This is a genomic window from Leifsonia sp. NPDC058292 (assembly GCF_042880955.1).
Taxonomy (GTDB): Bacteria; Actinomycetota; Actinomycetes; order Actinomycetales; family Microbacteriaceae; genus Leifsonia.
This window is the reverse complement of record NZ_JBHVYL010000010.1, coordinates 1-25,300: the sequence shown is the minus strand read 5'-3', so window position 1 is coordinate 25,300 and position 25,300 is coordinate 1. Positions and strand designations below refer to the sequence as shown.

Sequence of the window (25,300 nt, the reverse complement as noted above, 5' to 3'; positions counted from 1 at the left end):
ACGCGGTCGAGCGGCTCCCGCCCTGGTGCGCTGTCTGTCACTCGCCGAGAGCCTTGGCGATCGCGTCGAGGTTGCCGCTCATCCAGCTGATGTAGTCCTTGCCGCTCGGGAGAGTCTCCGTCACCGGCACCACCGCGACGCCGGAACTCTTGGCGGCGGAGAGCACCTTCTCGGTCTCCGGGCCGCTGGTCTGCTCATTGTAGGCGAGCAGCTTCACGCCGCCGGAGGCGAACAGGTCGATGGTCTGCTTGAGCACGGCGGGGGACACATCCGTGCCCTCCTCGATGGCCTCGCTGAAGGCGTTCGGCGTCTTGTTCTCGAGACCGATCGCCTCGAGCATGAAGAGCGGAACCGGCTCGGTGATGGCTGCGCCCTCGCCCGCGTACTTCTGCTTGAGGTCGGCTTCGCGCCCTTGGAGCTTCGTCAGCTCACCGAGAAAGGCGTCACCATTGGCTTTGAACGTCGCCGCCTGTCCGGAGTCGGCCTTCGAGAGCGCGTCGACCAGTTCGCCGGTCAGTTTGCCGATGGTCGGCAGGTCGTACCAGACGTGCTCGTTCAGCTCGCCGCCGCTCTGAGCCTTCTTGCCCGAGATGTCGACGACGTTCAGCACGGCGGCTTTGCTCTTCGCAGACTTCAGCATGGTGTCCATGAAGTCGTCGTAGCCGCCGCCGTTCTCGATCACGATGTCGGCTTTCGAGATCGCCAGCTGGTTCTGGGCGCTCGCCTCGAACGAGTGGGGATCCTGGTCGGGATTGTCCATGATCGAGGTGACGGTCACGGCGTCGCCGGCGACGGTTTTGGCGATGTCACCGTAGACGTTTGTGCTCGCGACGACGGAGAGCCCGTCGGTCGAGGATGCGGGGGAGCCGGCGGCGTCGGCCGAACATCCGGTGAGCGCCAGCGCCGCAGCGGCGGAGAGGGCGAGGAGCGAGACGAGGTATCGCGTCTTCATACAGGGGGCCTGTCTAAGTCGGGAAGTGTCGGCCCAAGATGGGCACGAGTACGACCATACGGCTTATTGATAATGATTGTCAAAACCGCGAACTACCGGCGAGGGGCAACTCGTTGTGGCCGGGGCGGGCCGCTAGCCCGCAACAACCCGCCCCTCGCCGACGACACAGGCGAACCGGTAACGGAGAGAGCACCGGTGGTCAGTCGAACCGCACGAAGGCGCGGAGCATTCCGCCGTGCGCTTCACGCGTGTCGCCGAAGCCGAGCGACTCGTAGAACGCCTTCTGGCCGGGCTCGTCGTCGGTGAGGAGCACCTTCTGGCGAACGCCGGGATACTCGTCGAGCAGCGCGGTGACGAGCCGGCGGCCGAGGCCGGTGCGCTGCGCGTCGGGGGCGACGAGCACATCCTGCAGGTAGAGGATGCTCGCCCCGTCCGTCACGACCCGGGCCAGCCCGACCAGCCGCCCGCCGTCACGCGCCGTCGCCAGCGCGGTCGACCCGGCCAGCGCTCGGAGCAGTTGGTCCGCATCCTTCGTGTACGCGCTCCACCCCACCGATTCGTACAGCGCGATGACCTCGTCGTGGCCGAGCGACTGAGGCGACTGCAGCGAGATCTCGGTCATCCGTCCAGCCTATGCGCGTGCCGCGGCGCGGTGCACAATGAACCATGGCCGAGGCGGTGAGGCGGAGACGGGGCGCTTGGCGCACACCCGAACTGCGCGACGACGGCCGCGAGCCGCACCGCGTCGGCTGGCTGGAGCTCTTCTTCGACCTCGTCTTCGTGGTCATCGTGGCCGTGCTCGCCGCAGACCTCGACGAGACCCACGACCTGCTGGCCTTCTCCCTCCAGTTCTTCGCCGTCTTCTGGGTGTGGAACGCCTTCACCTACTACACCGAGCGTTTCGAGTCCGACGGCATCGAGGGCCGGCTCTTCACCTTCGTGGGGATCGTCGCCGTGGCTGGACTCGCGGTCTGGGGTCACGACGGCCTGGGGACGAACTACATCGGGTTCGCGTCGTCATACCTGCTGGCTCGCGTGCTCAACATCGCGCTCTGGCTGCGAGCCGGCTATTACGTTTCCCGGTTCCGCCGGGCGTCGCTCGGCTTTCTGGGCGGCTTCCTCGTCGCCGCTGCTCTCCTCATCGTCAGCTTCTTCGTTCCGGCGGAGACCCGGTTGACGCTCTGGGCGGCCGCGGTGCTCGTCGAGATCGTGACCCCGGCGATCACGGGCAGGCTCCAGGTCGGCCTCCCACCCATCACGGAAGACAAGTTTCCGGAACGGTTCGGCCTCTTCACCATGATCGTGCTCGGCGAGACGGTCGCCGAGATCATCCAGTCCGTCGCCACCGCCAACGCCGTCGAACGCCTCTCGGCCCTGACGATCTCCGACGCGGTTCTCGGGCTGGCGATCGGTTTTGGGATGTGGTGGGTCTACTACGACTTCATCGCCAGACGGCCCGTTCGCCCGCGCTTCTTCATCGCGCTGGGCTGGGTGTACCTGCACATGGCGATGCTGCTCGGAATCGTGGTCGTCGGCGTCGGGATCGCGCTGGCTCTGCACGCTCCGGGCGACCCGATGGAGCCCTTCCCACGGCTCCTCCTCTTCGGCGGGCTCGGCCTCACCCTCGTCACCATCGCGGCGATCGAGACGACTCTCATGCGCGCACCCGATGAGCCGACGAACGCCGTGATCAGCCCCGCCCTGAAAGCCGGCGTCGGCCTCATCATGGTCGCGCTCGCTGCGGCCGGGGCACCGCTCACCGCGACCGAAGGGTTCGTCGTGGCGTTAGCGGCGCTCGCGGTTCCGGCCACGTACGGCGCCATCGTCTGGTACCGCACGAACTGACCGCGGGCTCGGAGCCGACCCGCCTTCGCTCAGTCGAGCAGCAGCGCGGGCTCCTCGATGATCGAGGCGACGTCGGCGAGGAAGCGGGAGGCGACATCGCCATCCACCACCCGGTGGTCGAAGGATGCGCCGAGCGTCGTGACGAAGCGCGGACGCACCTCGCCGTCGACGACCCACGGCTTCTGCTTGATCGTGCCGAGGGCGACGATGCCGACCTCGCCGGGGTTCAGGATGGGCGTTCCCGTGTCCATGCCGAACACGCCGATGTTCGTGATGGTGATCGTTCCGCCCGCCATGTCGGCCGGGGGAGTCTTGCCGTCACGGGCGGTCAGCGTGAGCTGCTCGAGGGCCGCCGCCAACTGCAGCAGCGACATGTCCTGCGCCTCTTTGACGTTCGGAACGATGAGCCCTCGCGGCGTCGCGGCCGCGATGCCGAGGTTCACGTAGTGCCGCACGATGATCTCCTCGTCGGTCCACGACGAGTTCACGGTGGGGTTGCGGCGGATCGCCCAGATCATCGCCTTGGCCATGATGAGCAGCGGAGAGACCTTCACGCCGGCGAAGTCGGGGGAGTTCTTCAGACGCTTCACGAACTCCATCGTGCGGGTGGCGTCGACGTCGACGAACAGGCTGACGTGCGGAGCGCTGAACGCGCTCGACACCATCGCGTTCGCGATCGCCTTGCGCACGCCCTTGACGGGGATGCGGTCTTCGCGGTCGTTCGGCCACTCCGGCGTCTGGATGTTGCGGAACACGCTGGCCTGGTTTGCCTCCCGCAGCACGTCGTCGCGAGTGACATCGCCGATGGGGCCGGTGGGCGTGACCTGGCTCAGGTCGACGCCGAGGTCTTTCGCGAGCTTGCGGATGGGCGGCTTCGCGATCACCGGGATGTTCGGCACCACGGCGACCTCGTGGCGCACCGTCAGCGGCGCGGGGGTCGGTGTCGCGGGGGCAGCGGCCGGCGCGGGGGCCGGCGCCGTGGCGGGGGGCCCGACCGGCGCGGCGGCAACCGCGGAAGACGCGGGGGCGGCAGCAGCCGGGGCAGCGTTCGTGCCCGGGTGGGTCACACGCCGACGGCGGCTCGTGCCATGACCGCTGGCACCGTAGCCCACGAGCGGCGCGTTCTCGGCGGCGGGAACCGCATCCGTTTCGTGCGACACGCTCGCCGCCGTGTCCTCCGCCGCCTGCTCCACCTCGCTGACGGGCTCGGGCGCCGGCGGGGCTGCGTCGTCGCCGGCGTTCGACACGGTGATGATGGGCGTTCCGACGTCGACGGTCTGGCCCTCCGAGACGAGGAGTTCGCCGACCACACCTTCGAACGGCGATGGCAGCTCGACGAGCGACTTGGCCGTCTCGATCTCGACCAGCACCTGGTTGACAGCCACCGCATCCCCAGGGCCGACCTTCCAGGAGACGATCTCGGCCTCGGTCAGGCCTTCGCCCACGTCGGGGAGGAGGAATTTGGAATCGCTCATGGTGCTACTTCTTTCGGTACGGGTGAAGTCGAGATCAGTAGGAGAGGCTGCGGTCGACGGCCTCGAGCACGCGGTCGGCGTCGGGGAGGTACATCCCCTCGACCTTCGACGGCGGGTACGGCGTGTCGAATCCGGACACCCGGATGACCGGGGCCTCCAGGGAGTAGAACGCTCGCTCGGCGACGGTCGCGGCGATCTCGGAGCCGACACTCGCGTTGCCCGCCGCCTCCTGCACGACGACGAGACGCCCGGTCTTGCGCACGGAGTCGAGCACCGGCGCGTAGTCGATCGGTGAGATGGACCGCAGGTCGATCACTTCGAGGCTCTTGCCCTCTTCGGCGGCCAGGTCGGCCGCGTGCAGCAGGGTCGAGACCATGGCGCCGTGGGCGACGACCGTCACATCCGTGCCGGCCCGCGCGACCCGCGCCGAGTGCAGCGGTGAGGCGTTCTCGGCCAGGTTGATCTCGCTCTTCACGAAGTACCGGCTCTTGGGCTCGAAGAACAGCACCGGGTCGTCGGAGGCGATGGCCTCCTGGATCATCCAGTAGGCGTCGTGCGAGTTGCTCGGGCTGACCACGCGCAAACCGGGAGTGTGCGCGAAGTACGCCTCCGGGCTCTCCGAGTGGTGCTCGATCGAGCCGATGTGGCCGCCGTACGGCACCCGGATCACGATGGGCATCGTGACAGTGCCCTCGTGCCGGTTGCGCATCCGGGAGAGCTGGGTGGTGATCTGGTCGAACGCGGGGAAGATGAAGCCGTCGAACTGGATCTCGCACACCGGCCGGTAGCCGCGCATCGCGAGCCCGATCGCCGTTCCGAGGATGCCGGATTCCGCCAGGGGCGTGTCGAGCACGCGCTGGGGCCCGAACTCGGCGTGCAACCCCTCGGTCACCCGGTAGACGCCGCCGAGCGGGCCGATGTCCTCGCCCATCAGCAGCACCTTGGGATCGTTGGCGAGGGCGTCGTGCAGACCCTTGTTGATGGCCTTGCCGAGCGGCATCGAGACGATGGGGTTCGCGGGCGCGGCGGGCTCCGCCGGCGGGGCGGGCACAGCGGCCGCGGGCTCGCCCTCGGTCCCGCTCGGTTCGACGGCGTCTGGCTCGGCCTGGCCGGGCTCGGCGTCGTTCGCCTCGGCGGCCGCCTCTTCTTCGAACTCGCTCTTGGGAACGTCGCCGGTCAGCGCATCCGGGTCGGCGTCGACGGTGAACGCGGCGGTGATGTCGGTCGCGGGCTCGTCGTCGACGACCACCGCGTCTTCGACCACGATCTCGTCTTCAGCGGCGGCGGGCTCGTCGATCAGTTCGGCCTCGTGCACCTCGATGGCTTCGTCGTCGTGCGCCGGGCGATCGTCGATCACGGGAAAACGGTGGTCCAGGTCGCTCATGCGCGCTCCTCGTCGAAGGACGCCTCATACCGCTGCGCCCACTCCTTCTGCTCCGCGACGAGCGGATGCGGTTCCGCATACACGTGGTCGAAGATGATGTCCATGGGCGGCGGCGTGACCTCGAGCAGTCGCCGACGGGCGTCGGCGGCGAGGTCGGCCGCTTCTTCGTCGACCGAGGAGAAGAACGACTCACCAACGCCGAGGTCGGCCAGGTAGGCGCGGTAGCGGGCGATCGGGTCGCGCGCTATCCACGACTGCAGTTCTTCCTCGGTGCGGTACTTGGTCGGGTCGTCGGCCGTCGTGTGGGCTCCCACCCGGTAGGTCATGGCCTCGATGAGGGCAGGGCCCTCGCCCGCGCGCGCCTCGTCGAGCCACTTGGCTGTCACCGCGTAGCACGCGAGAACGTCGTTGCCGTCGACGCGTGTGCCGGGGATGCCGAAGCCGCTGCCGCGCAGGTACAACGGTGTGCGCGACTGACGCTCGACCGGAACCGAGATCGCCCACTGGTTGTTCTGCAGGAAGAAGACCTGCGGTGTGCGGTAGCTCGCCGCGAAGACGAGGGCTTCGCTCACATCGCCCTGCGACGAGGCGCCGTCACCGAAATAGACGATCACCGCCTCGTCTTTGTCCGGGTCTCCGGTGCCGGCCTTGCCGTCGAGCTGGATGCCCATGGCATACCCGGTGGAGTGCAGGCTCTGCGTTCCGAGCACCAGGGAGTAGAGGTGGAAGTTGCCGTTCTCGGCGGGGTTCCAGCCGCCCAGGGTCACACCGCGGAGCATCCGGAGGATGTCGACCGGGTCGAGACCGCGGATCATGCCGACGACGTGCTCGCGGTAGGACGGGAAGATGTGGTCCTGCGGGCGCGCGGCGTAGGCCGAGCCGACCTGCGCGGCCTCCTGGCCGTGGCTCGGCACCCACAGCGCGAGCTGGCCCTGCCGCTGAAGGTTGGCGGACTCGTGGTCGAACCGCCGCACCACGACCATGTCGCGGTAGAACCGGCGGTAGTCGCTCTCGGTGAGACGCTCGAGGTAGGGGAGGTATTCCGCCGCCGGATCGCTCGGCTGAAAACGGCCATCGGCCGTCAGGAGCTGAACGGTGTCGGTCGGGCGCTGGGTATCGTTCGTGGCAGCCACCGTACTAACCTAACCGCTTGGCGGGGTGCCCATTTGGTAGGTTCCGCACAATATCCCCGGCGACTTCAAGGAGTTTCTCCACAGATTCTTCCTCGCCAACGCTGACTCGGATTCCCTCAGGGGCGAATGCGCGAACGGTCAGCCCGGCGTCGAAGAACGCGTCGTTGGCCGCGGCGGTGTGCTCGCCCGTCGCCAGCCAGACGAAATTGCCCTGCGCCTGCGGGAGGTTCCAGCCCTGCGCGATCAGCGCATCCCGAAGCCTGTCCCGGCGCATCGCGATGCGGGCCACGCGCTCCATGAGCTCTTCCTCCGCGTCGATCGAGGCCAGAGCGGCCGCCCGGGCCACGTCGGTGACGGAGAGCGGGATGGCGGCCGACCGTGCCGCGTTCAGCACGGCCACCGGGCCGACCGCGTAGCCGACCCGCACCGCCGCGAGGCCGTATGCCTTCGAGAACGTTCGCAGCACGACGAGGTTCGGGTAGCGCTTCAGCAGTGGGATGCCGTCGACCGACGCGTCGTCAGTGACGAACTCGTAGTAGGCCTCGTCGAGCAGCACCAGCAGCGAGGAGGGCACGGACGCCATGAACGCTTCGAACTCCGCGGCCGTCACGATCGCGCCGGTGGGGTTGTTCGGGGTGCACACGATCACGACCCTGGTGCGATCGGTGATCGCCGACGCCATCGCGTCGAGGTCGTGGCCGCCGTCTGCCCGGTTCGGCACCTGCACGCTCGTCGCGCCCGTCACGGTCACGAGCCCGGGGTAGGCCTCGAACGAGCGCCACGAGTAGACGACCTCGTCGCCGACGCCGGCCGCCGCCGAGATGAGCTGGGCGAGCAGGGAAACGGATCCGTTGCCCAGGTGCACCTGATCGGCGGAGACCCCGTGCCGCTCGGCCAGACGCTCCCGCAGATCGAGCCCTCCGGCGTTCGGATACCGGTTGAGCTCACCGAGCACCGCGGTCATCGCCTCCACCACACCCGGCAGGGGCGGGAAAGGGTTCTCGTTGCTCGACAGCTTGAAGCCGTCGGCCGGCGCGGCTCTGCCCTGCTTGTAGGCGGGAACCGCCACGATCTCAGGGCGCAGTTTCACGCCGCCTGCATCCTCGGTATTCACAGACCCAACCTACCGGCGGGTGCATTCCTCCGGGAGAATTCCTTCCCTTCTTTAGCCCTCCGCCGTCGACGGACGCGATGTTACGGCCACCACGAGCGGGGCGCGGAAGAGGTGGGGGCTCGCACCTGGTCGCTCCTCCAGTACTCCGAGTTCAATGAGTCGCGCTACTGCAGTCTTCACGGCTGGGTAGGTCTTACCCGTCTGGCTGACGAGGAAGGGGATCGTCACGTACGGGCTTCCGATGAGCACGTCGGCGATATCCCTGACCACGCCCCGAGTCCCGCTCTCCGTGATGATCGCGTGATAGTGAGCCTGGACTTCAAGTAGTTCGGACATGCGGGAAGCGGTGTCGCGTGCAGATGACTCGATCCCTCGCGCGAAGAAGTCGATCCACGAGTCCCAGTCCCCCGAAGCGCTCACTTCCGACAGGAGATCTTGGTACTGCTCTCGACGGCGCTCGAACCAAGGCGACACGCTCAGCAGCCCCTGGCCTATGAGGCCGTCTGTGACCAGTTGCAGAACTATCAGTAGGCGACCGATTCGCCCATTTCCATCATTGAACTGATGCAGAGTCTCGAACTGGTAATGGGCCATTGCGGCCTTGACGATGGAGTTGATGCCCTCGCCCCCATCTGGACGCATCCAATCGATCAGGTCCTGGACGCTTGCATGCAACGTCGTACCAGTCGGAGCGGGGATGAACCTTGCGTCATAGACGCTGCCGCCGCGCGAACCGATTACGACCTGAATCTTTCGAATTCGGCCGGCTTCCTCGGTATCTGCGGCTGTTCCGCTCACCAAGAGTTGGTGAAGCTCGCCCAAAAGGCCGATCGTCAAGGTTCTTCCCGAATCGATCCAGTCGAACGCCCGCTCCGCAGCGACGATGTAGTTGATGACTTCGCGCAGGGCAGAAGAACGTGAGTGCGAGTCGATGAGATCTGCAGCCATGACCTCTTCGATAGGTGCATATGTTCCTTCCAGCGCCGAGGTGCTCTGCGCCTCGCGTTGCAGGGTGGGGCGGCGAAGAAGAGCTGGATTGGGTACAAGCCGGGCACCTTGTTCGAGTCGTCCGAGCGCATGACTGGCCATTGCAATTGCGTTCCATGTACGGCTGGAGAGATCGGGTTGCCCTCCGAGTGGATACGCAGCAAACGCGAAATGTTCGAATTGCTTTCGGGTGTCCAGTTTCGGCGCTGTTTCTTTAAATTACACCCGCGCAATTAAAGTTGCCATCGCTGAAGCGGGGAGCCCCTGCCATCATGGAGCCATGAGATTCCTTCTGCGGCTCATCATCAACGCCCTGGCCCTGTGGCTCACGACGCTCATCGTCGCCGGTGTGACGGTTCGGCCCTACGCCGAAGGCGAGTTCCCGACGATCCTCACGTATCTGCTGCTGGCGCTGATCTTCGGCGTGGTGAACGCGCTCGTCGGAACGGTCATCCGCATCGTGGCCTTCCCTCTCTACATTCTCACCCTCGGCCTCATCTCCTTCATCGTGAACGGGCTGCTGCTGCTGATCGTGGCGTGGATCAGCGGGGCGATGGGCTTCGGGCTCTTCATCGACGGCTTCTGGTGGGGCGTGCTCGGCGCCCTCGTGCTCGCCGTGATCGCCTGGCTGATCGGGCTCATCCTGCGCCCGCTCACCCGACGCTCCTGAGCAGCCCGGCGGATGCGGGAGAATAGCGGGGTACCCCACTCGCAAGGAGCCTCATGACCGCCCTGCCTCCCCAGCCCCTGAGCCCGCTCGACGGCCGCTACCGTTCGGCCGTGCTCGGCCTCGGCGATCACCTGTCGGAGGCCGGTCTGAACCGGGCGCGCGTGCAGGTCGAGGTCGAATGGCTCATCTACCTGACGAGCCACCGGATGTTCGGGTCGTCCCCCCTCACCGACCAGCAGGTCGATTCGCTGCGCGCTCTCGTCACCGAGTTCGGCCAGCCCGAGATCGACAGGCTCGCCGAGCTCGAGGCCACCACCAAGCACGACGTCAAGGCCGTCGAATACCTGGTTCGCGAGCGGCTGCAAGCCCTCGGACTCGACCACATCGCCGAGCTCACCCACTTCGCCGCCACGAGCGAAGACATCAACAACCTCTCTTACGCCCTCACGGTGAGCGCCGCCGTCAACGAGGTCTGGCTGCCCAAGTTCCGAGCGGTCATCGACGAACTCCGCGACCAGGCTTTCCAATACCGCGACGACGCGATGCTGGCACGCACGCACGGCCAGCCCGCCACCCCCACCACCATGGGCAAAGAGCTAGCCGTGTTCGTCTACCGGCTCGACCGCATCCGCAAGCAGATCTCGCAGAGCGAATACCTGGGCAAGTTCAGCGGCGCGACCGGCACGTTCGCGGCTCACCGGGTCGCGGATGCGGAAGCCGACTGGCCCCGCATCTCGCGCGAGTTCGTGACCAGTCTCGGGCTCGACTGGAACCCCCTCACCACCCAGATCGAATCCCACGACTGGCAGGCCGAGCTCTACAACCGCATCTCCCACGCCAATCGTGTGCTCCACAACCTCGCGACCGACATCTGGACGTACATCTCGCTGGGCTACTTCCGTCAGACGCCGGAACCCGGCGCGACGGGCTCGTCGACGATGCCGCACAAGGTGAACCCGATCCGGTTCGAGAACGCCGAAGCCAACCTCGAGCTGAGCTCTGCCGTGCTCGACTCGCTCGCCGCGACCCTGGTCACCAGCCGGCTGCAGCGCGACCTCACCGACTCGACCACTCAGCGCAACATCGGCGTCGGGCTCGGCCACTCACTGCTCGCGCTCGACAACATCCAGCGCGGCCTCGGTCAGATCGCCGTCGACCGCGACCTGCTCGCGGCAGACCTCGACGCCAACTGGGAGATTCTCGGCGAGGCGATCCAGACGGTCATCCGTGCCGAGGTCACCGCAGGGCGCTCGCAGATCACCGACCCCTACGCGATGCTCAAGGAGCTGACCCGGGGAAAGCGCGTCGACGCCGAGGGCCTCGCCGAGTTCGTGAACGGCCTCGACATCGGGGAGGCCGCGAAGCGCCGGCTGCTCGACCTCACGCCGCAGACCTACACGGGGCTGGCCTCCGACCTCCTCACCTACCTCTGACGCCTGCCGGCCAGCCTGCGAGCCCGAAGGTCAGGCGCGGGTTCAGTGAGGGGCGGGACGATCGTCGGGGTGGGCGGCGTTCTGCTCTTCGAGGTCGTGCACTTCGGCGGCATTCGGCTTGAACGCCAGCGCGAACAGCGCCATCAAGACGAGTGAGAGAATGAACGCCAGGCCGAGCGAGATACCGGCGAGAACGAACTCACGCGTCGCGATGAGCACGATGAGGCCGACGAAGACGCCGAGCGCGCCGGAGATGCCGAGCAGCTCGGCGGGCAAGAACCTGTCCCGACGGCTCGGCCCGGCAGCGCCGGCACCGGCGGTGGCCTTCTTGTCGCGCTTGCTCACGATCCACTCTCCACGTTCTGTTCTGCGGGCGTGCCGCTCGCGCTCCCTCGCAGGGAGACGCCGCCGATCGCCTGGAAGACACCGACCAGCACAGCCCACGCGCCGAAGAGCCCGATCGCCAGGATCGCATCGGAGGGGATGAGCAAGAAGATGACGGCGAGCAGCGCCGTGAGCGCACCGGTGATGATCCAGTCTCGGGATGCGGGGTGCTTCGAGCGATTGCGCAAACCGCTGTAGAGCTCGAGGAAGCCGGTGAGGGCCGCCCAGACGCTCACCACGAAGAGGTAGAGTCCGAGACCGCTGCCGGCGAGCGAGAGCGCGAGGGCACCGGCGATGACCCCGATGGCGCCCTGTACGGCGAACACGCTGCCGGTGACGCGGTCGGCGAGCATCCGCAGGCTGAGCACGGCGACCACAGCGCCGTCGATCACAGCGAAGACGCCGAAAACGATGAGCCCGAACTCGGCCGTGTGAGCGTCACGGGTGAACGTGATCACGGCCGCCGCCACGAGGGCGAGCACGGCGCGCACGACGGGTACGACCCAGTACCGTGCGTACTTCTGGGCTGGAACAGCGGGTGCCACGGCGGCGACCTCTCTCACGACAGGGAATCCGTTCCAGTTTAGTCGCGCCCTTGCTGCGCGTTTGCCGCGCGCGGACCACGCCGCTTCACTATGCTCGGCGATGTCAGACGTCGGCGCACCACGGTTCGGCAGGGGAGAAACGGATGCGGATCGGGTTCGGAATCGTGCGCGTGCTGATGGCGGCGCTCACGATCGCAGCGGTGGGGGCGCAGTTCGCGACCAGCGTGAACAACGTCGTGAACAAGAATGGCGACGTCGGCGCTTTCGTGCTGAACTTCTTCAGCTTCTTCACCATCGACTCGAACGTGCTCTACGTCGTGGTGCTGCTGATCGGCGCGGTCATCCTCTTCGCGCGCAAGGGGGACGACCCGCACTGGTTCACCGTGCTGCGTGCCGTGGCCACGACCTACATGGCTGTCACCGGCATCGTCTACAACCTCTTGCTGCGCAACATCGCACTGCCCCAGGGCACGACGGTCGAGTGGGCGAACGAGGTGCTCCACGTTGTCGGCCCGGTGTACATCCTGCTCGACTGGTTCTTCGCGCCCGGCCGCGCACCCCTCCGCAACAAGGTGTTGTGGTGGATCGTCGGGTTCCCCATCGTCTGGGCGGTGTACACCCTGATCCGTGGGCCGGTCGGCATCGATCCGGTGACCGGTGTGATGCCCTGGTACCCCTATCCCTTTCTCAACCCGGCGACCTCGGCGAACGGCTACCTCTCGGTGTCGTTCTACGTGATCCTGATCGCCGTGGTGATCTTCGGCGCGGGATTCGGCGTGGTCTGGTGGTCGCGCAGGTTCAGGCGCGCCCGCTGACCGCAGGCGTCTCCAGGTCGGAGCTCGACCAGAACACGATGCCGGCGATCGCGGCCACCACGAGCAGAAAAGCGCCGGTCGGAGTGATGGTGTCCGCGATGCGGTGCTGCGCGCACACCGCCGAGATGAAGCCGGCGATCAGTCCCGACCCGGCGATCACGGCGAACGCGAAAGACACGACGCGCTGGAAACCGCTCAGCAGCAATCCGCGGACCACAAGGGATGCGACGGCGATCAGCCACGTCACCGCGAGCATCAGAGCCAAGGCGGGCTCGAAGCCGTCACGGAGGAGCAGGCCGGGGGCCAGGTAGAGCGGCACGGTGGTGAGCAGCAGCCCGAAGCCGAGACCGGCGAAGGTCAGCATCCGCGAACGCTCGGAGCGCATCCCCGAGATCGAGGCGATCACGGTCGGCCAGGTGAGGGCGAGGGTGAACGCCACCGTCGCGAGAACCACGACGCCGACGCCCTGGACCAGGGAGAGAAGAGTGACGTTCATGATGCCATTCCACCCCATTTTCGATGCGAACGCATCGTACGACGGAGGGAGGGATGTCATCCTCCAGGCCGATTCGCCCCGGCGGAGTCAGCGGGTGGGAGCGGTCGTCGGACCGGCCGAGCCGATGCCCGCGGCGGCGAGGCGCTGTCGCACGGCGGCGATCGGGATGGCGTGGGCGACCCTGCCGTCGTCGTGCACTTGCGTGGTGGCGGCGAGGATCGAGTTCACGATCGACTCCTCGACCGCATCCATGGTCGCCAGGAACAGCGGCGAGAGGGCCGCGTCATCCGGCACCCGTCCTTCTCCCACCGAGAAGGCGATCGCGTAGTCGCCGCTGCCTTGCGCGAAATCCGCACCGGCGCCTCGCATCGCGTACACCGCGCGCCGTGCGCACCGCGCGAGCTGGCGGCTGTCGAGCGGTGCGTCCGTCGCGACGACGATCATGCACGAGTTGCCCACGGTCTCCGCGATCGGACCCGGCACGAGCTCGCTCGCCGGCATCCCGACCCCGGCGATCGAGAGCGTTCCGCTGAAGTTGGTCTGCACGACGGCGCCCACCGTGTACCGCCCGTCGCCCACGGGGACCGAACGTGAGGATGTGCCGATGCCGCCCTTGAACCCGAGCGCGACGGTTCCGGCGCCCGCTCCGACGCTGCCCTCCTCGACGGGGCCTGCGGAGGCGGCCGCCAACGCAGCCTCGACCTCCGGTTCGCCGAGCGGGCGCGAACGGATGTCGGAGAGGAACCCGTCGTTCGTCTCGCCGACCACGGGATTGAGGGTCGTCGTCTCCTCATAGCCCGGCCGGGCGAGCATGTGCCCCAGCAGCGCGTCCGCCACCCGATACACCGAGAGGGTGCTCGTCAGGAGGATCGGCGTCTCGATGGCGCCCAGCTCCTGTATCTGCGTCGCGCCGACCAGCTTCCCGTAGCCGTTTCCGACGGCAAGGCCTGCGGGCAGCCACCGTCGCGCAGCTCCGAGCTGCTCCGGAACGACCGCTGTCACGCCCGTGTGGAGCCGCCCGGTGTGCACGGTCGCGTGGCCCACGAGCACACCGGGAACGTCGGTGATCGCGTTCCGGGGGCCGCGCAGGAACGCGCCAGGGCCGACTCCGAGGTCGGCGAGGCGAACGCGAGTCTCGTCGGAATCCATGTGTGCGCCCTTCAGTCCAGCGCGACCAGGTGGTGGTCGGTCACGCGAGCGGATTCCTCGCGGGGCTTACGGCCACTGATGTCGGCCACCTGGATCGCGAACTCCTGCACCAGCGGCTCGCGCAAGCCGACCAGGTGCACTTCGCACACCAGGGCTCCACGCTCGCAGGGCACCACCCAGCGGAGGGCTGAACGATCGGAGGCAGCGACGATCCGCTCGGTGAAGGGGCCCGCATCCGCCCGAACATCGCCGACCTCGGCGAGCGCCGCGGCAAGCCTGCGCTCTCGCACCTCCTCCGGCACGTCACGCAGCACGTTGTCCGTGAGGAGGCCGGATGCGTCGGAGAGCGGCCGGCCCTCGGCGATGAGCTGGTCGATGCGCCGTGCGGCGGCCAGGGTCTCCGGCCACGGACGGACGACGGCCGCGGGAGCGTTCACCCTGGTCAGCACGTCGGCGAGCACGTCGGCGGCCACCGCTCCCGCGCCGAACGCGTCGGAGTTTCCGAAGACGATCACCCCGATGCCGGTGGCGGTCTGCCAGCGCATGTGCGACGAGAAGCCGGGGAGCCCACCGGCGTGCTGCACGATGCGGCCGAAACGCCTGTCGTGCTCGACGACGAGACCGTACCCGTAGCCGATGCCGTCGAGCTCACGGCCGGGCGGCCGCGATCCGATCGGGATCAGCGTGCGAGCGGTCTGCAGCTCGCGCCGGGACGCCGCGCTGAGCACGGCGACGTCTGCGGCGGCGTTGTCAGTTGGGGCGTCGTCGAAGGCCGATCCGAGGAAGTGCGCCCAGCGCGCGATGTCGTGCACGGTGCTGAAGAGGCTTCCGATGCAGCCGAGAGCGCCCGTGCCGACGAACGGTTCCGGCGCGAAGGTCATGCCGTCGTCGAAGGTGCGGAAGCCGGCGGCGAGGTCGGCGTCATCGCCGTAGAGGTCGGCGGATGCGCGCGTGTCGCGCAGGCCCAGCGGGTCGAGCATCCTCTCGCGCACGACATCCTCAACGGGACGCCCGGTGACCGATTCGATCGCACGGCCGAGGAGCGAGATGCCCAGGTTCGAGTACTGATATTCGGCGCCGGGGCGGGTGGCGAACTTCGGCCCTGCGGCGAGGACCGCCGCCATGTCATCACGGGAGGCCCCGAGGTGTGCGTCGCCCCAGGGGTTGTCCTCGGCGAAGCCGCTGCGATTGGAGAGAAGGGCGTCGAGCGTGAGGGAGACCGTGCCGTCGTCGAACCGGGCTGACGCCAGCTCCGGCACATACTCCGTGGCCGGAGCGTGGAGGTCGAGCTGACCTTCGTCTCGCAGCGCGAGCGCCGTCGCGGCCAGAAAGCTCTTCGACATCGACGCGATCCTGAAGATCGTCTTCTCGGTGGTGGGTCGGCCGTCGAGGCGGGGCCGGCCGTGCGCGCTCATTGCGACGACGCGACCGCGGTCGGTGACGGCGGCGATCGAGGCGGGCGCACGCCGCAAAGTCGCGTCGTCCAGTCGCGCGGCGAGCGCGTCACGGGCGTGGCCAGCGAGCGCCGCCTCCCCGATCATCGGGCCCCCGGTCGGGCAGCGGACGCGCGGGTGGCGGCCGACAGCTCCGCGAACGACCGCACTTCGTCGGCGAACCCCGTCACCAGGGCGCGGCTGGCTCGCGTGTTGTGCTCGTCGACTCGGCGCGCCTCCTCGACGAGCTCGGCCACCGGCCTGTCGTCCGGAGACGGCGAGGTCGGCTCCTTCCAGCGCAACAGGTCTTCCGCGGAGACCTCCGGGTGGAACTGCAGCCCGTAGACGCGGTCGCCCAGCCGGAAGGCCTGGTTCGCCACCGCGTCGCTCGATGCCAGCAGCACCGCGGCGGGAGGCAGCGCGGTGATCATGTCCTGGTGGTTCTCGATCATGGGTGCAGCATCGCCGAACCCGCCGATCACCGGGTCGCGGCGGCCGGCCTCGGACGTCGAGATCACGGTCGACCCGCGCTCCTTGGGACCGTAGGATGCGCGCACCTCGCCCCCGGCGACATGCGCCAGGATCTGTCCACCGAGGCAGATCCCGAGCGTCGGCAGGTCGGCCGCGATCGCCTCGCGGGCGAGCGAGCGCTCCCGCTCCAGCCACGGTGCACGCGCGTCGTCGTCGGGCATGAGGCCGCCGCCCAGCATCACGAGCCCGGCATAGCCGTCGAGGTCGGGGGGCAGCCCATCCTCGCCGACCGCGACATCCACGGCGATGCCCTTCTCCTCCAGCCACGTGCCGAGACGACGCGGCCGAGACCCTTTCGCGTTCACCACGACGAGAACGCGGGGGCCGCTCGACCGTCGCCTGTCGTCGCGGGTCGCCGTGTCCACCGCGGGCGCGAGTGCCGCGGCGCTCGGCGGCGGAGCGGAGCCATCGAGGAAGGCCAGGTGGTCGGCGTCGGAGGCTTGGAGCACGCGCAGCACGTTCTCGTTGGCGAGTGCCACGAGCTCCGGCTCCGACCAGCCGCGCCGGCGCAACTCGTCGAGCAGGTCTTGGTAACGGGAGACATCCTCCAGACCCGTCGGCATCGCGTCGGTGCCGTCGTAGTCGGCGCCGATCCCGACGGCATGCACGCCGGCGACGCTGCGGATGTGCTCGATGTGGTCGGCCACGTCGGCGATGCCGACCGGCGGCGCTTCCCCGTGCTCGCCGCCACGCACCCAGGCGTTGCGGGCGGGGGAGAGGAACGAGGGAACGAACGCCACCATCACCACTCCGCCTCCGGCGCCGATGTCGCGCAGCACGTCGTCGGGCACGTTGCGCGGGTGGTCGCACAGCGCACGCGCACACGAATGGCTCACCATGACAGGGCGCTCGCTGACCTGCAGCGCGTCGCGCATCGTCGACGGCGCCACGTGGGCCAGGTCCACGATCACACCGATGCGGTTCATCTCCCGCACCACCTCGCGCCCGAAGTCGGTCAGACCGCCGTGGCGCGCCTCGTCGGTCGCGGAGTCCGCCCACTCCGTCGTGCGCGACCAGGTGAGCGTGAGATACCGCGCTCCGAGCCGCGCGTACTGGCGCAGCACCGCGAGCGAGCCGTCGAGCTGGGCGCCGCCCTCGACCCCGATGAGCGACGCGATGCGTCCGTCGCCGATCGCGGCGCGCACGTCGTTCGCGGTGCGGGCGAACCGCAGCCGATCCGGATGCGCCTCCACCAGCCTGTGCACGAAATCGATCTGCTCGAGGGTGGCCGTCACCTGTTCGGCACCCGTCAGCACAGGGTCGACCCACACCGACCAGAACTGGCCGCCGACGCCGCCGGCCGCCAGACGCGGGAGGTCGGTGTGGAGGTCGGGCAGGGATGCGTCGATCCCGGCGGCCTGGTAGCCGTGCCGTTCGCGGCGGGCCCAGGCGATGTCGTTATGACCGTCGATGACAGGGATCATCGCTCTAGCCCTTCCGCGCGTTCAGGGCGTCGTTCATCCGATCCGTGACCGGGATGTCGACCTCCCAGGGGATGTCGTCGAGGGAGCGGACGGGGGCGGCGCCGCGCGTGCTCGAACACAACCAGATCGCATCCGCGCGGCGCAGCTCGTCGACGTCGATCCGCCGCGTCTCGACCGCTGCACCCTGATCGGCGAGCGCCGCGAACACGTCGGCCTGCGTCGTGCCGGGCAGCACGCCCAGCTCGGCCGGCGACGTCACATACACGTCGTCGATCCGGGCGATCACCGTGGAGTTGGGCCCCTCGAGCACGAACCCGTCGATGCTCGTGAAGATGACATCCTGGGCGCCTCGCCGCTCGGCCTCGCGCAGTGCCGCCAGGTTGATCGCGTAAGAGAGGGTCTTGGCGCCCTGCAGCAACCACGGCGAGGTCTGCGCCACGTCGTGCCGGTACCCGCGGTCGAGCAGCACGACAGCGATCTCGGGCGTCGCTCCACCCGGGCGGCTGTCGGGCGCGAACCCGAGCGCCCAGCCGGTCGGGCCGCCGGTTGCCGCCTCGTCACCGCGCGACATCACGAACTTCACAGCGCCGCGCGGAGTGTGGGCGCTCAGTGCCTCCGCCGCCGCGAGAACGGCGAAGCGCCACAGGTCACGGCGCGGCGCGGGCAGGTCGAGCATCGCCGCGGAGCGTTCGAACCGTTCGAGATGCGCTTCGAGCGCCTGCGGGATCCCGTGCACGACGACGACGGTCTCGAAGATGCCGTCGCCGCGCGTCGCCGACAGGTCGGTGGCGGTCAGGAGCGCGTCCTGCGGTTCGAGGCTGGTCACGCAGTCGGCCGGCTCCCCGGCGGAACCGAGGTCGAGGCGGTGAAGAGTGAGAGCGTGCACGGTGATCCTCCCGTTCAGGCGGCCGCGGCCGAGGTGTCGAGGGTGCGGGACGAATTGCGCAGCACCCAGTCCACATCCACATGGTGGCCCATGCCCGGGCCGGTCGGCACCTGTACGACGCCGTCGCGCGCGATGACGGGCGGCACGATCACGTCGCGGGCGTAGTACTTGTCCGAACCGGAGACGTCGGAGGGAAGGGTGAAGCCGGGAAGGGATGACAGCGCCACGTTGGCCGCCCGGCCCACACCGAACTCGTGCATGCCACCGCACCAGACCGGCACCCCGGCATCCCGGGCGATGTCGTGCGCACGCCGCGCTGCGGTGAGGCCGCCCATCCGGGACACCTTGATGTTCAGCACGCGACCGGCGTCGAGCGCGAGCATCGTGTGCAGGTCGGCGACATCGACGACGGACTCATCGAGACAGATCGGGGTGTCGAGCACCGACTGCAGGCGAGCGTGGGCGACGAAGTCGCGCGGCGCGAACGGCTGCTCGATCATCGTCAAGCGCTGCGCGTCGATGGCACGCATCACCGCGGTGGACTCGTCGGACTCTGGATAGGCGCCGTTCGCGTCCACATGCAGGTCGAGGTCTGGATAGGCGGCCCGCACGACCCGCACCGGTTCGACGTCCCAGCCGGGCGCGATCTTGAGCTTCACCCGACCGTATCCAGCGTCCACCTGTCGAGCGACCTGGGTGAGCAGCTCGTCCAGCGTCGGCTCGATGCCGAGCGAGACACCGGCGACCACCTCCGTGCGCGTGCCGCCGAGCGCGCTCGCGAGCGACCGGTCGCCAGCCTGCGCATACAGATCCCACGCTGCGATCGAGAAGCCCGCTTTCGCGAACTCGTGCCCCCGGATGCGCCGCCAGGTGGCCTCGAGCTCCTCGGGTGCCTCCCACGTCGCGCCGAGCACCACCGGCACGAGGTATCGTTCGGCGATCGCCCAGGCGGCGCGGGTGGTCTCCGAACCGTAGAACGGGTCGGACGGCGTCGCGATCTCGCCCCAGCCCACCAGGCCATCCGCACCCGTGGCTTCCACCAGCAGGTGGTTGAGCCCTGTCTTCCGGTGCGAGCTCGTCTCGAAGCCGTGGACGAGAGGGAGGTTCACGTCGAAGACGCGCAGCCGGTCGATCCTCATGCAGTGGGCTCCTTGTCGGATTCGGATTCGGAGTGGTGCGCGTGCACCGCGAGATAGGCGGCCGTGCCGTCGTCGATCCGTCGGCAGGCCACCAGCACGCGCCCCGCGTCGACCAGGGTCGCGATCGACCGCCGCAGCTGCACGCGCACCCGATCGTGGGAGGCGCGCTCTTCGCCATCGACGGACACGGTGGGCGATTGGGCGGGCACAGCGACCCACGCGGCATCTTGCACCGAGCCGTCGGCACGTTCGATGGTGCGGTGAACCACCTCTCCCCAGTGCGCCCGGCCGAGAGGCGGCGGGTCTGCGCGACGCAGGTCGGCGAAGGGGTCGTGGTCGCGGGTCAGGTTCCACTCGACGAGCACCCGATCGGTGCCGGGGCGGCCGTAATAGTCCTCGACGAACCCGACGCCGTCGGCGCCCAGCGACGAGAAGTTGAAGTGGGCGTTGCGCGAGAGAACAGGGTCGAACGTCCAGCGCATGGTGCGGTGCCCCCAGCCGAGCGCCACCTCGCGCTGGCGTTCCTTCAGCATCCGCCCCACGCCCTCGCCCTGGTGGGCCGCGTCGACGACGGCGGCCTGCGAGTAGTGGAAGTCGTGGCCGGATGCGTCACGGCCGGCGAACCCGTAGGCGAAGCCGATCAGCTCGCCGGCGTCAGTGCGCACCCCGACAGCAGAGCCGCCATTGCGCGCCAGCGCGCTGAGGAGGTTGGGATTCAGGGAGAACTCGGGCCGCTCGTACCCGAACACGCGGGTGTACAGCGCGGCCGCCGCGCGGAACTCGTCACCGGTGCGCAACGTCTCGGCGTGCAGCGGAGCGGTGGGAGCCTGGGGCACGATACGTTTCCTATGTTTGGCGCTTACAACTCGAGTCGCCAGGCTATCGGTCCTGTTTGCCACGAGCAAGCAATCGATATGATTCGTAAGACGGCGAGAGGATGCGACATGACACAGCCCGGGAACGGCGCGCAGCGCGACACCCTGGAACGGCTCGAACGCCTCGCGCGCATCGAGTCGCCCTCGTTCGACGCCCCCGCGAGCGAGCGCATGGCCGAAGTTCTGGCGGAGTGGTGGGATGCCGCGGGCGCGTCGGTGCGCCTCGAGCGCACCGAGGCGGGAGCCAACCTCGTCGCCGAGGTGAACGGGGTCGGCGATCCTCTGCTGCTGGTCGGGCATTCGGACACCGTGTGGCCGCACGACAGCATCGAGACCACCGTGCCGTGGTCGGTCGACGGCGACACGGTGCGCGGCCCCGGGGTCTACGACATGAAGAGCGGACTGCTCGTCATGGTGGCCGCGATCGAGCGCCTGCGAAACCGGCGGCACCGCAGCGTGCGTGCCGTGATCGTGTGCGACGAGGAGGTCGGCTCGCCCACCACACAAGCGCTGCTGCGCTCCTGCGCCCACAGTGTCGCGGGTGCGATCGGCTTCGAATCCCCGCATCCGGATGGCGCGCTCAAGGTCGGCCGGCGTGGCAGCACTCGCGTGAGACTGGCCGTTCGCGGCCGCGCCTCTCACGCGGCGCTCGACCCCGGCAGCGGCGTCTCCGCGATCGACGAACTCGTCGATCAGCTCGTTGCCGTGCGCGGCATCGTGACCGATACGGCCCTCGCTTCCGAGGTGCTCTGCAACGTCGGCACCATCAGCGGTGGCGGGCGAGCGAACGTGGTGCCCGCCGAAGCCGATGCCGAGATCGGGCTGCGGTTTCTGGATGCCGCGACCGAGGAGTCCGTGCTCGCGGCACTGCACGCACTCGCGCCCGTACGCGACGGCGCCGTGGTCGAAACACAGCTGCTCAGCCATCGACCGGCCTGGAACCCGTCGAGCGCCGACGACGAGCTTCTCGGACTCATCGCCACCGCGGGCCGAAGCGTCGAGCAGACCATCACCGGCCGGCCTGCCGCCGGCGCAGGGGACACGAACCTGCTCGGAAGCCTCGGCATCCCCACCGTCGACGGGTTCGGCCCTCGCGGCGGCGGTGCGCACGCGGTCACCGAACACGTGTCGCTCGCTTCGCTGGGCGAGCGGATCGACCTGCTCGAGGCCGTGCTGGCCGACGTCCCGGCGCCGACCGCCTGAGGGCGCGGGTGGCGTGAGGATCGGCCGTTTCACCAGCCACCGTCATCCGTCACCGCAGGCAGCGCGTGTCCGCGCGGGGTGATCAGGTAAACCGTGCGCCGGCTCCGCGACCAGGCGGCGTCGAACGCTTCGCGCGGGTAGGTGCGGAGCCCCTCTCGTCCGCCCGGGTTCGCCGGGTCGGCCACCAGCACATCCCCCCGCGAATCGAAGCCCCGGATGACCAGGAGATGCCCCGACGTGTCGTAGTCGGCGCCCAGAAGTCGCCCCGCCTCGAACGCGATGGACGCGATGAGCGGGATGCCGGCCTCCGTGAGCACGCGTGCCGACTGCAGCGACGCCAACCGGGTGACCACCGCGTCGAATCCGAACTCTCCCGCGAGGGCGGCGTTGAACGACCAGTTGCCCGTGCCGTCGAATGCCGCGTCGTAGACGGCGCGCGCCATCCATGGCACGCGAGGGTCGGCGTCGGCGGGCACCTCGGTGGGCGCCGCCGAGGGGAGCTGTGCGCCCCACGCCGTCAGCACCATGGTCAACGAGGTCGGCGAGCACCAGGCGGGTCCGCCGCCGCCGAGGTCTGGTCGACTCGGGTAGGCGCGCTGGGAGAGCGGCTGCAAGGCCGCCGCCGCACCTACCGGTTCCGCACCGCGGCGCTCGTCGGCATCCGACTCATCGCCGTCTGAGCCGCCGGGCGCGCTGAAGCTCAGCGCGGCCAGATGAAGAGGGGGAGGCACGGTCGCTTCGTGCAAACCGTCGAGCAGCGTGATGCGCAGCTGCGCCGCGTCGAACAACTCTCCCGACCGGGCCGTGAGGATGTCGGTCTGCACCGTCGGACCGTCGACTTGTGGGCCCTGGCCGTCGCTTCCCGCCGGCGGCGCAGGGCTCCGGCGCCCACCCGGTCCTCCCCAGAACGCCGCCTCCTGCCAGGGGTGCCATGTCCCGTCGAGCGTGCGAGCGCGGAGCTCGATGAGAGCGGCGGCGTCGGCTTCGAGGTTCCACGAGGCCACCGCCTGGTCGGCGCGGAATCCGGGCTCCAAGACTTCGGACGTCCAGGTGCGTCCGTCCCATCCGGAAGAGACGTCGGCGCGCACGAGCCGCGTCTGCCATGCGGCCGGCTCGGAGGCCGTGCCACCCATCGGTGTCGAGAGCACAGCGTCTCCGTCCGCAAAGGAATGATCCGATACGGATCATTTCCCATGCCCATCGAGACGTCAAGCTGCATCCGAGAATGGGCGCGGCGCGACAGAACGACGCCTGCATCGATTTATGCGGTCTGATCAGCCGAATGTCTGGATGCTCGGCGCAACCGTGCTCGTCGACCGACCGCATCCGCGACCCGAGAATCACTTGTAACTCGTTACGGTCTGATTAATATCTGGAACGAATACGTTGACCTGAACCTGTTCCATGCTGTTCCATTACTGCAACCCTCGTGGTCCTGCTCTGGACCTCGGCCGATGGAAGGACTCTCATGCGCTCCAGACACCGCAAACATCTGATCCGCGCGCTGTCATTCGTCGCGGCGGCAGCGATCATCGCCGCACCGGCCGGCGCGGCCAACGCCGCGACGCCCACCGGCGTGCACGCCGCCGACCCGTCGTCGTCCCCTTCGTCGGGCAAAGATGCCAAGACGATGCGGATCGCGACCTCCGGCTTCGTCGACAGCTTCAACCCGTGGACCTCGATCTACCTCCTCCCCACCAACCTCTTCCGCTACATGTACGAGAACCTCGTGCAGAACAGCGCCGGCGACGGTTCACCCACCAAGGGTCTCGCCGATCATTGGAAGATCGAAGACGGCGGCAAGAAGTGGGTGTACACCCTGCAAGACGGCCTCAAGTGGTCCGATGGCAAGGCCATCACCTCGGCAGACGTGAAGTTCACGTTCGACCAGATGATGACGAACCCCGACCTCGCCGTGGCGAACGGCAACTTCGTCGCCAACTTCGCGGACGTGCAGGCGCCCGACAAGAAGACCGTGATCATCGACCTGAAGGCACCCCAGGCGCCGAACCCGGGCATCGAGGTTCCGATTCTTCCCCAGCACGTCTGGGAGAAGATCTCCGACCCGGCGAAATACTCCAACGACAAGGATGTCGTGGGATCGGGGCCGTTCCTGCTCGAGAGCTACAAGGCGAACCAGTTCATCACCATGAAGGCGAACCCGACTTTCTGGCGGGGCGCCCCGAAGATCGACAAGATCCAGTACGTCTACTACACGAACTCGGATGCCCAGGTGCAGGCCCTGCGCTCCGGTGACGTCGACTTCGTGACCGGCCTCACGCCCACGCAGTTCCAGGCGCTGAAGGGCGCCGAGGGCATCACCGAGCACTCCGGCATCGGACGCCGCTTCTCGTCGTTCAGCTTCAACTCGGGACTGAAGACGGTCGACGGCCAGCCGTTCGGCAACGGGAACCCCGCTCTGCAAGACGTCGAGGTGCGCCAGGCGATCCGCATGGGCACCGACACGAAGACGTTGCTGTCGAAGGTGCTGAACGGCCTCGGCGAGCCGGGAACCAGCTTCATCCCGTCGTCGTACCCGCAGTGGACGCTCCCGGCCGATTCGGCGGCAGTGAAGGCTCTCGCCTACAACCCGGAGAAGGCCAAGCAGAAGCTCGAAGACGACGGCTGGAAGGCCGGAGCCGACGGCATCCGCGTCAAAGACGGCCAGCGACTGTCTCTGCGGCTCTTCGTCGACTCGACCGACCCGACCGTGCAGACCGCGGCGCAGTACTTCCAGCCGTGGATGAAGGCGATCGGCATCGACATCCAGCTCGTCTCCACCGACACGGACACGATCAACGCCGACACGCTGAAGGGCAACTACGACATCTACTTCAGCGGCTGGAGCGTCGGGCCCGACCCCGACTACCAGCTCAGCATCAACACCTGCTCGAGCCTGCCGACGAAGACCGACGGCACCGGCGCGACCTCGCAGGACGGCTGGTGCAACCCGGAGTACGACAAGCTCTACAAGGAGCAGCAGACCGAGACGGACGCGAAGAAGCGTGAGGCCATCGTGCAGAAGATGCTCGAGCTCAACTTCACCGACACCGCCCAGATCGTCTACTGGTACGCCAACGGCCTGGAGGCCTACCGCTCCGATCGCTTCACCGGCTTCGAGATGATGCCGTCGAAGGGCGGGATCATCGCGAACCAGTCCGGCTACTGGGGCTTCATTGATGTGGCCCCCGCCGGCGACAGCAAGAGCAGCGATGCCGGGCCCAACGTCGGGCTCCTGGTCACGGGGGGTGTGATCCTCGTCATCGTGATCGGTGCGATCATCTTCTTCGTGGTGCGCCGACGCAAGAGCGTCGACGTCGAGTGATCACTGAGGTGGCCGCGGGGGGGAGACCCCCGGCCCCCCTTGTTACCCCGCCACCCCGAAGAGTAGGGCGTTGTGCAACACAAAAACCGGGACCCCGGCGGG

At 68.3% G+C, this 25,300-nt stretch carries 23 protein-coding genes; 6 read left to right on the top strand and 17 right to left on the bottom strand.

The window, feature by feature from the left end:
- Window positions 1-37 precede the first annotated feature (37 nt).
- Both ACFVWR_RS07945 and ACFVWR_RS07940 read right to left on the bottom strand, forming a co-directional pair.
- The gene (locus ACFVWR_RS07945; RefSeq protein WP_387209814.1) at window positions 38-952 is read right to left on the bottom strand and encodes a metal ABC transporter solute-binding protein, Zn/Mn family; all 915 of its coding nucleotides are present in this window, start codon (window positions 950-952) and stop codon (window positions 38-40) included.
- A gap of 199 nt (window positions 953-1,151) precedes the next feature.
- Window positions 1,152-1,574: a GNAT family N-acetyltransferase gene (locus ACFVWR_RS07940; RefSeq protein ID WP_387209812.1), complete on the bottom strand. Its 423-nt coding sequence runs from the start codon at window positions 1,572-1,574 to the stop codon at window positions 1,152-1,154.
- 44 nt (window positions 1,575-1,618) lie between these two features.
- Between ACFVWR_RS07940 and ACFVWR_RS07935 the strand changes: the two genes are divergently transcribed.
- Window positions 1,619-2,797, top strand: a complete 1,179-nt coding sequence (locus ACFVWR_RS07935) for a low temperature requirement protein A (protein WP_387209810.1) — start codon at window positions 1,619-1,621, stop codon at window positions 2,795-2,797.
- 29 nt (window positions 2,798-2,826) lie between these two features.
- Here ACFVWR_RS07935 and ACFVWR_RS07930 read toward each other — a convergent pair whose 3' ends face one another.
- The 5 genes from ACFVWR_RS07930 to ACFVWR_RS07910 form a co-directional block, all read right to left on the bottom strand.
- A complete protein-coding gene (locus ACFVWR_RS07930) occupies window positions 2,827-4,272 on the bottom strand; it encodes a dihydrolipoamide acetyltransferase family protein (protein ID WP_387209808.1) in 1,446 nt (481 codons plus the stop codon).
- A 34-nt stretch (window positions 4,273-4,306) separates the two neighbouring features.
- Window positions 4,307-5,272: an alpha-ketoacid dehydrogenase subunit beta gene (locus ACFVWR_RS07925; protein WP_387209968.1), complete on the bottom strand. Its 966-nt coding sequence runs from the start codon at window positions 5,270-5,272 to the stop codon at window positions 4,307-4,309.
- Between the two features lie 380 nt (window positions 5,273-5,652).
- A complete protein-coding gene (gene pdhA / locus ACFVWR_RS07920) occupies window positions 5,653-6,789 on the bottom strand; it encodes a pyruvate dehydrogenase (acetyl-transferring) E1 component subunit alpha (RefSeq protein ID WP_387209806.1) in 1,137 nt (378 codons plus the stop codon).
- A gap of 4 nt (window positions 6,790-6,793) precedes the next feature.
- Window positions 6,794-7,903 carry a histidinol-phosphate transaminase gene (locus ACFVWR_RS07915; RefSeq protein WP_387209804.1) on the bottom strand — a complete coding sequence of 370 codons (1,110 nt, stop codon included), beginning with the start codon at window positions 7,901-7,903 and terminating at the stop codon, window positions 6,794-6,796.
- A gap of 51 nt (window positions 7,904-7,954) precedes the next feature.
- Entirely contained in the window at window positions 7,955-8,992 is a 1,038-nt protein-coding gene (locus tag ACFVWR_RS07910; RefSeq protein WP_387209802.1) for a Fic family protein, read from the bottom strand.
- Between the two features lie 178 nt (window positions 8,993-9,170).
- Between ACFVWR_RS07910 and ACFVWR_RS07905 the strand changes: the two genes are divergently transcribed.
- Together ACFVWR_RS07905 and purB are read left to right on the top strand one after the other, a co-directional pair.
- Entirely contained in the window at window positions 9,171-9,560 is a 390-nt protein-coding gene (locus tag ACFVWR_RS07905) for a phage holin family protein (RefSeq protein WP_387209800.1), read from the top strand.
- 53 nt (window positions 9,561-9,613) lie between these two features.
- Complete coding sequence (purB, locus tag ACFVWR_RS07900; protein WP_387209798.1) at window positions 9,614-10,993, top strand: adenylosuccinate lyase; 1,380 nt, start codon at window positions 9,614-9,616, stop codon at window positions 10,991-10,993.
- A gap of 42 nt (window positions 10,994-11,035) precedes the next feature.
- Here the strand turns inward: purB and ACFVWR_RS07895 are convergent, their stop codons facing one another.
- Together ACFVWR_RS07895 and ACFVWR_RS07890 are read right to left on the bottom strand one after the other, a co-directional pair.
- Complete coding sequence (locus ACFVWR_RS07895; protein WP_387209796.1) at window positions 11,036-11,338, bottom strand: hypothetical protein; 303 nt, start codon at window positions 11,336-11,338, stop codon at window positions 11,036-11,038.
- A complete protein-coding gene (locus ACFVWR_RS07890; protein WP_387209794.1) occupies window positions 11,335-11,940 on the bottom strand; it encodes an HdeD family acid-resistance protein in 606 nt (201 codons plus the stop codon). Before ACFVWR_RS07890 ends, ACFVWR_RS07895 begins: the two co-directional genes overlap by 4 nt.
- Before the next feature lie 125 nt (window positions 11,941-12,065).
- Between ACFVWR_RS07890 and ACFVWR_RS07885 the strand changes: the two genes are divergently transcribed.
- On the top strand, window positions 12,066-12,737 hold the full coding sequence (locus tag ACFVWR_RS07885; RefSeq protein ID WP_387209792.1) for a Pr6Pr family membrane protein: 672 nt from the start codon (window positions 12,066-12,068) through the stop codon (window positions 12,735-12,737).
- Here the strand turns inward: ACFVWR_RS07885 and ACFVWR_RS07880 are convergent.
- The 7 genes from ACFVWR_RS07880 to ACFVWR_RS07850 form a co-directional block, all read right to left on the bottom strand.
- Window positions 12,721-13,233, bottom strand: a complete 513-nt coding sequence (locus ACFVWR_RS07880) for a hypothetical protein (protein ID WP_387209790.1) — start codon at window positions 13,231-13,233, stop codon at window positions 12,721-12,723. The two genes, ACFVWR_RS07885 and ACFVWR_RS07880, sit on opposite strands and share 17 nt — an antisense overlap.
- Before the next feature lie 87 nt (window positions 13,234-13,320).
- On the bottom strand, window positions 13,321-14,382 hold the full coding sequence (locus ACFVWR_RS07875; RefSeq protein WP_387209788.1) for a P1 family peptidase: 1,062 nt from the start codon (window positions 14,380-14,382) through the stop codon (window positions 13,321-13,323).
- 11 nt (window positions 14,383-14,393) lie between these two features.
- Complete coding sequence (locus ACFVWR_RS07870) at window positions 14,394-15,923, bottom strand: serine hydrolase domain-containing protein (protein WP_387209786.1); 1,530 nt, start codon at window positions 15,921-15,923, stop codon at window positions 14,394-14,396.
- Window positions 15,920-17,770, bottom strand: coding sequence for a membrane dipeptidase (locus ACFVWR_RS07865; RefSeq protein WP_387209784.1), 1,851 nt, complete (start codon window positions 17,768-17,770; stop codon window positions 15,920-15,922). The genes ACFVWR_RS07870 and ACFVWR_RS07865 overlap by 4 nt, the downstream gene beginning before the upstream one ends.
- 4 nt (window positions 17,771-17,774) lie before the next feature.
- A complete protein-coding gene (locus ACFVWR_RS07860) occupies window positions 17,775-18,656 on the bottom strand; it encodes an aminotransferase class IV (RefSeq protein WP_387209782.1) in 882 nt (293 codons plus the stop codon).
- Window positions 18,657-18,670: 14 nt separating this feature from the next.
- Entirely contained in the window at window positions 18,671-19,795 is a 1,125-nt protein-coding gene (gene menC / locus ACFVWR_RS07855; RefSeq protein ID WP_387209780.1) for an o-succinylbenzoate synthase, read from the bottom strand.
- Window positions 19,792-20,631 carry a GNAT family N-acetyltransferase gene (locus tag ACFVWR_RS07850; RefSeq protein ID WP_387209778.1) on the bottom strand — a complete coding sequence of 280 codons (840 nt, stop codon included), beginning with the start codon at window positions 20,629-20,631 and terminating at the stop codon, window positions 19,792-19,794. Before ACFVWR_RS07850 ends, menC begins: the two co-directional genes overlap by 4 nt.
- A 108-nt stretch (window positions 20,632-20,739) precedes the next feature.
- On the opposite strand from ACFVWR_RS07850, the gene ACFVWR_RS07845 reads away from it, so the two are divergent.
- Window positions 20,740-21,873, top strand: a complete 1,134-nt coding sequence (locus tag ACFVWR_RS07845; RefSeq protein ID WP_387209776.1) for a M20/M25/M40 family metallo-hydrolase — start codon at window positions 20,740-20,742, stop codon at window positions 21,871-21,873.
- A 29-nt stretch (window positions 21,874-21,902) separates the two neighbouring features.
- On the opposite strand, the gene ACFVWR_RS07840 is transcribed toward ACFVWR_RS07845, so the two are convergent.
- On the bottom strand, window positions 21,903-23,021 hold the full coding sequence (locus ACFVWR_RS07840) for a peptidase C39 family protein (protein WP_387209774.1): 1,119 nt from the start codon (window positions 23,019-23,021) through the stop codon (window positions 21,903-21,905).
- Between the two features lie 320 nt (window positions 23,022-23,341).
- Here ACFVWR_RS07840 and ACFVWR_RS07835 point away from each other — a divergent pair, with 320 nt between their 5' ends.
- The gene (locus tag ACFVWR_RS07835; RefSeq protein ID WP_387209772.1) at window positions 23,342-25,198 is read left to right on the top strand and encodes an ABC transporter substrate-binding protein; all 1,857 of its coding nucleotides are present in this window, start codon (window positions 23,342-23,344) and stop codon (window positions 25,196-25,198) included.
- The last annotated feature ends 102 nt before the right edge of the window (window positions 25,199-25,300 follow it).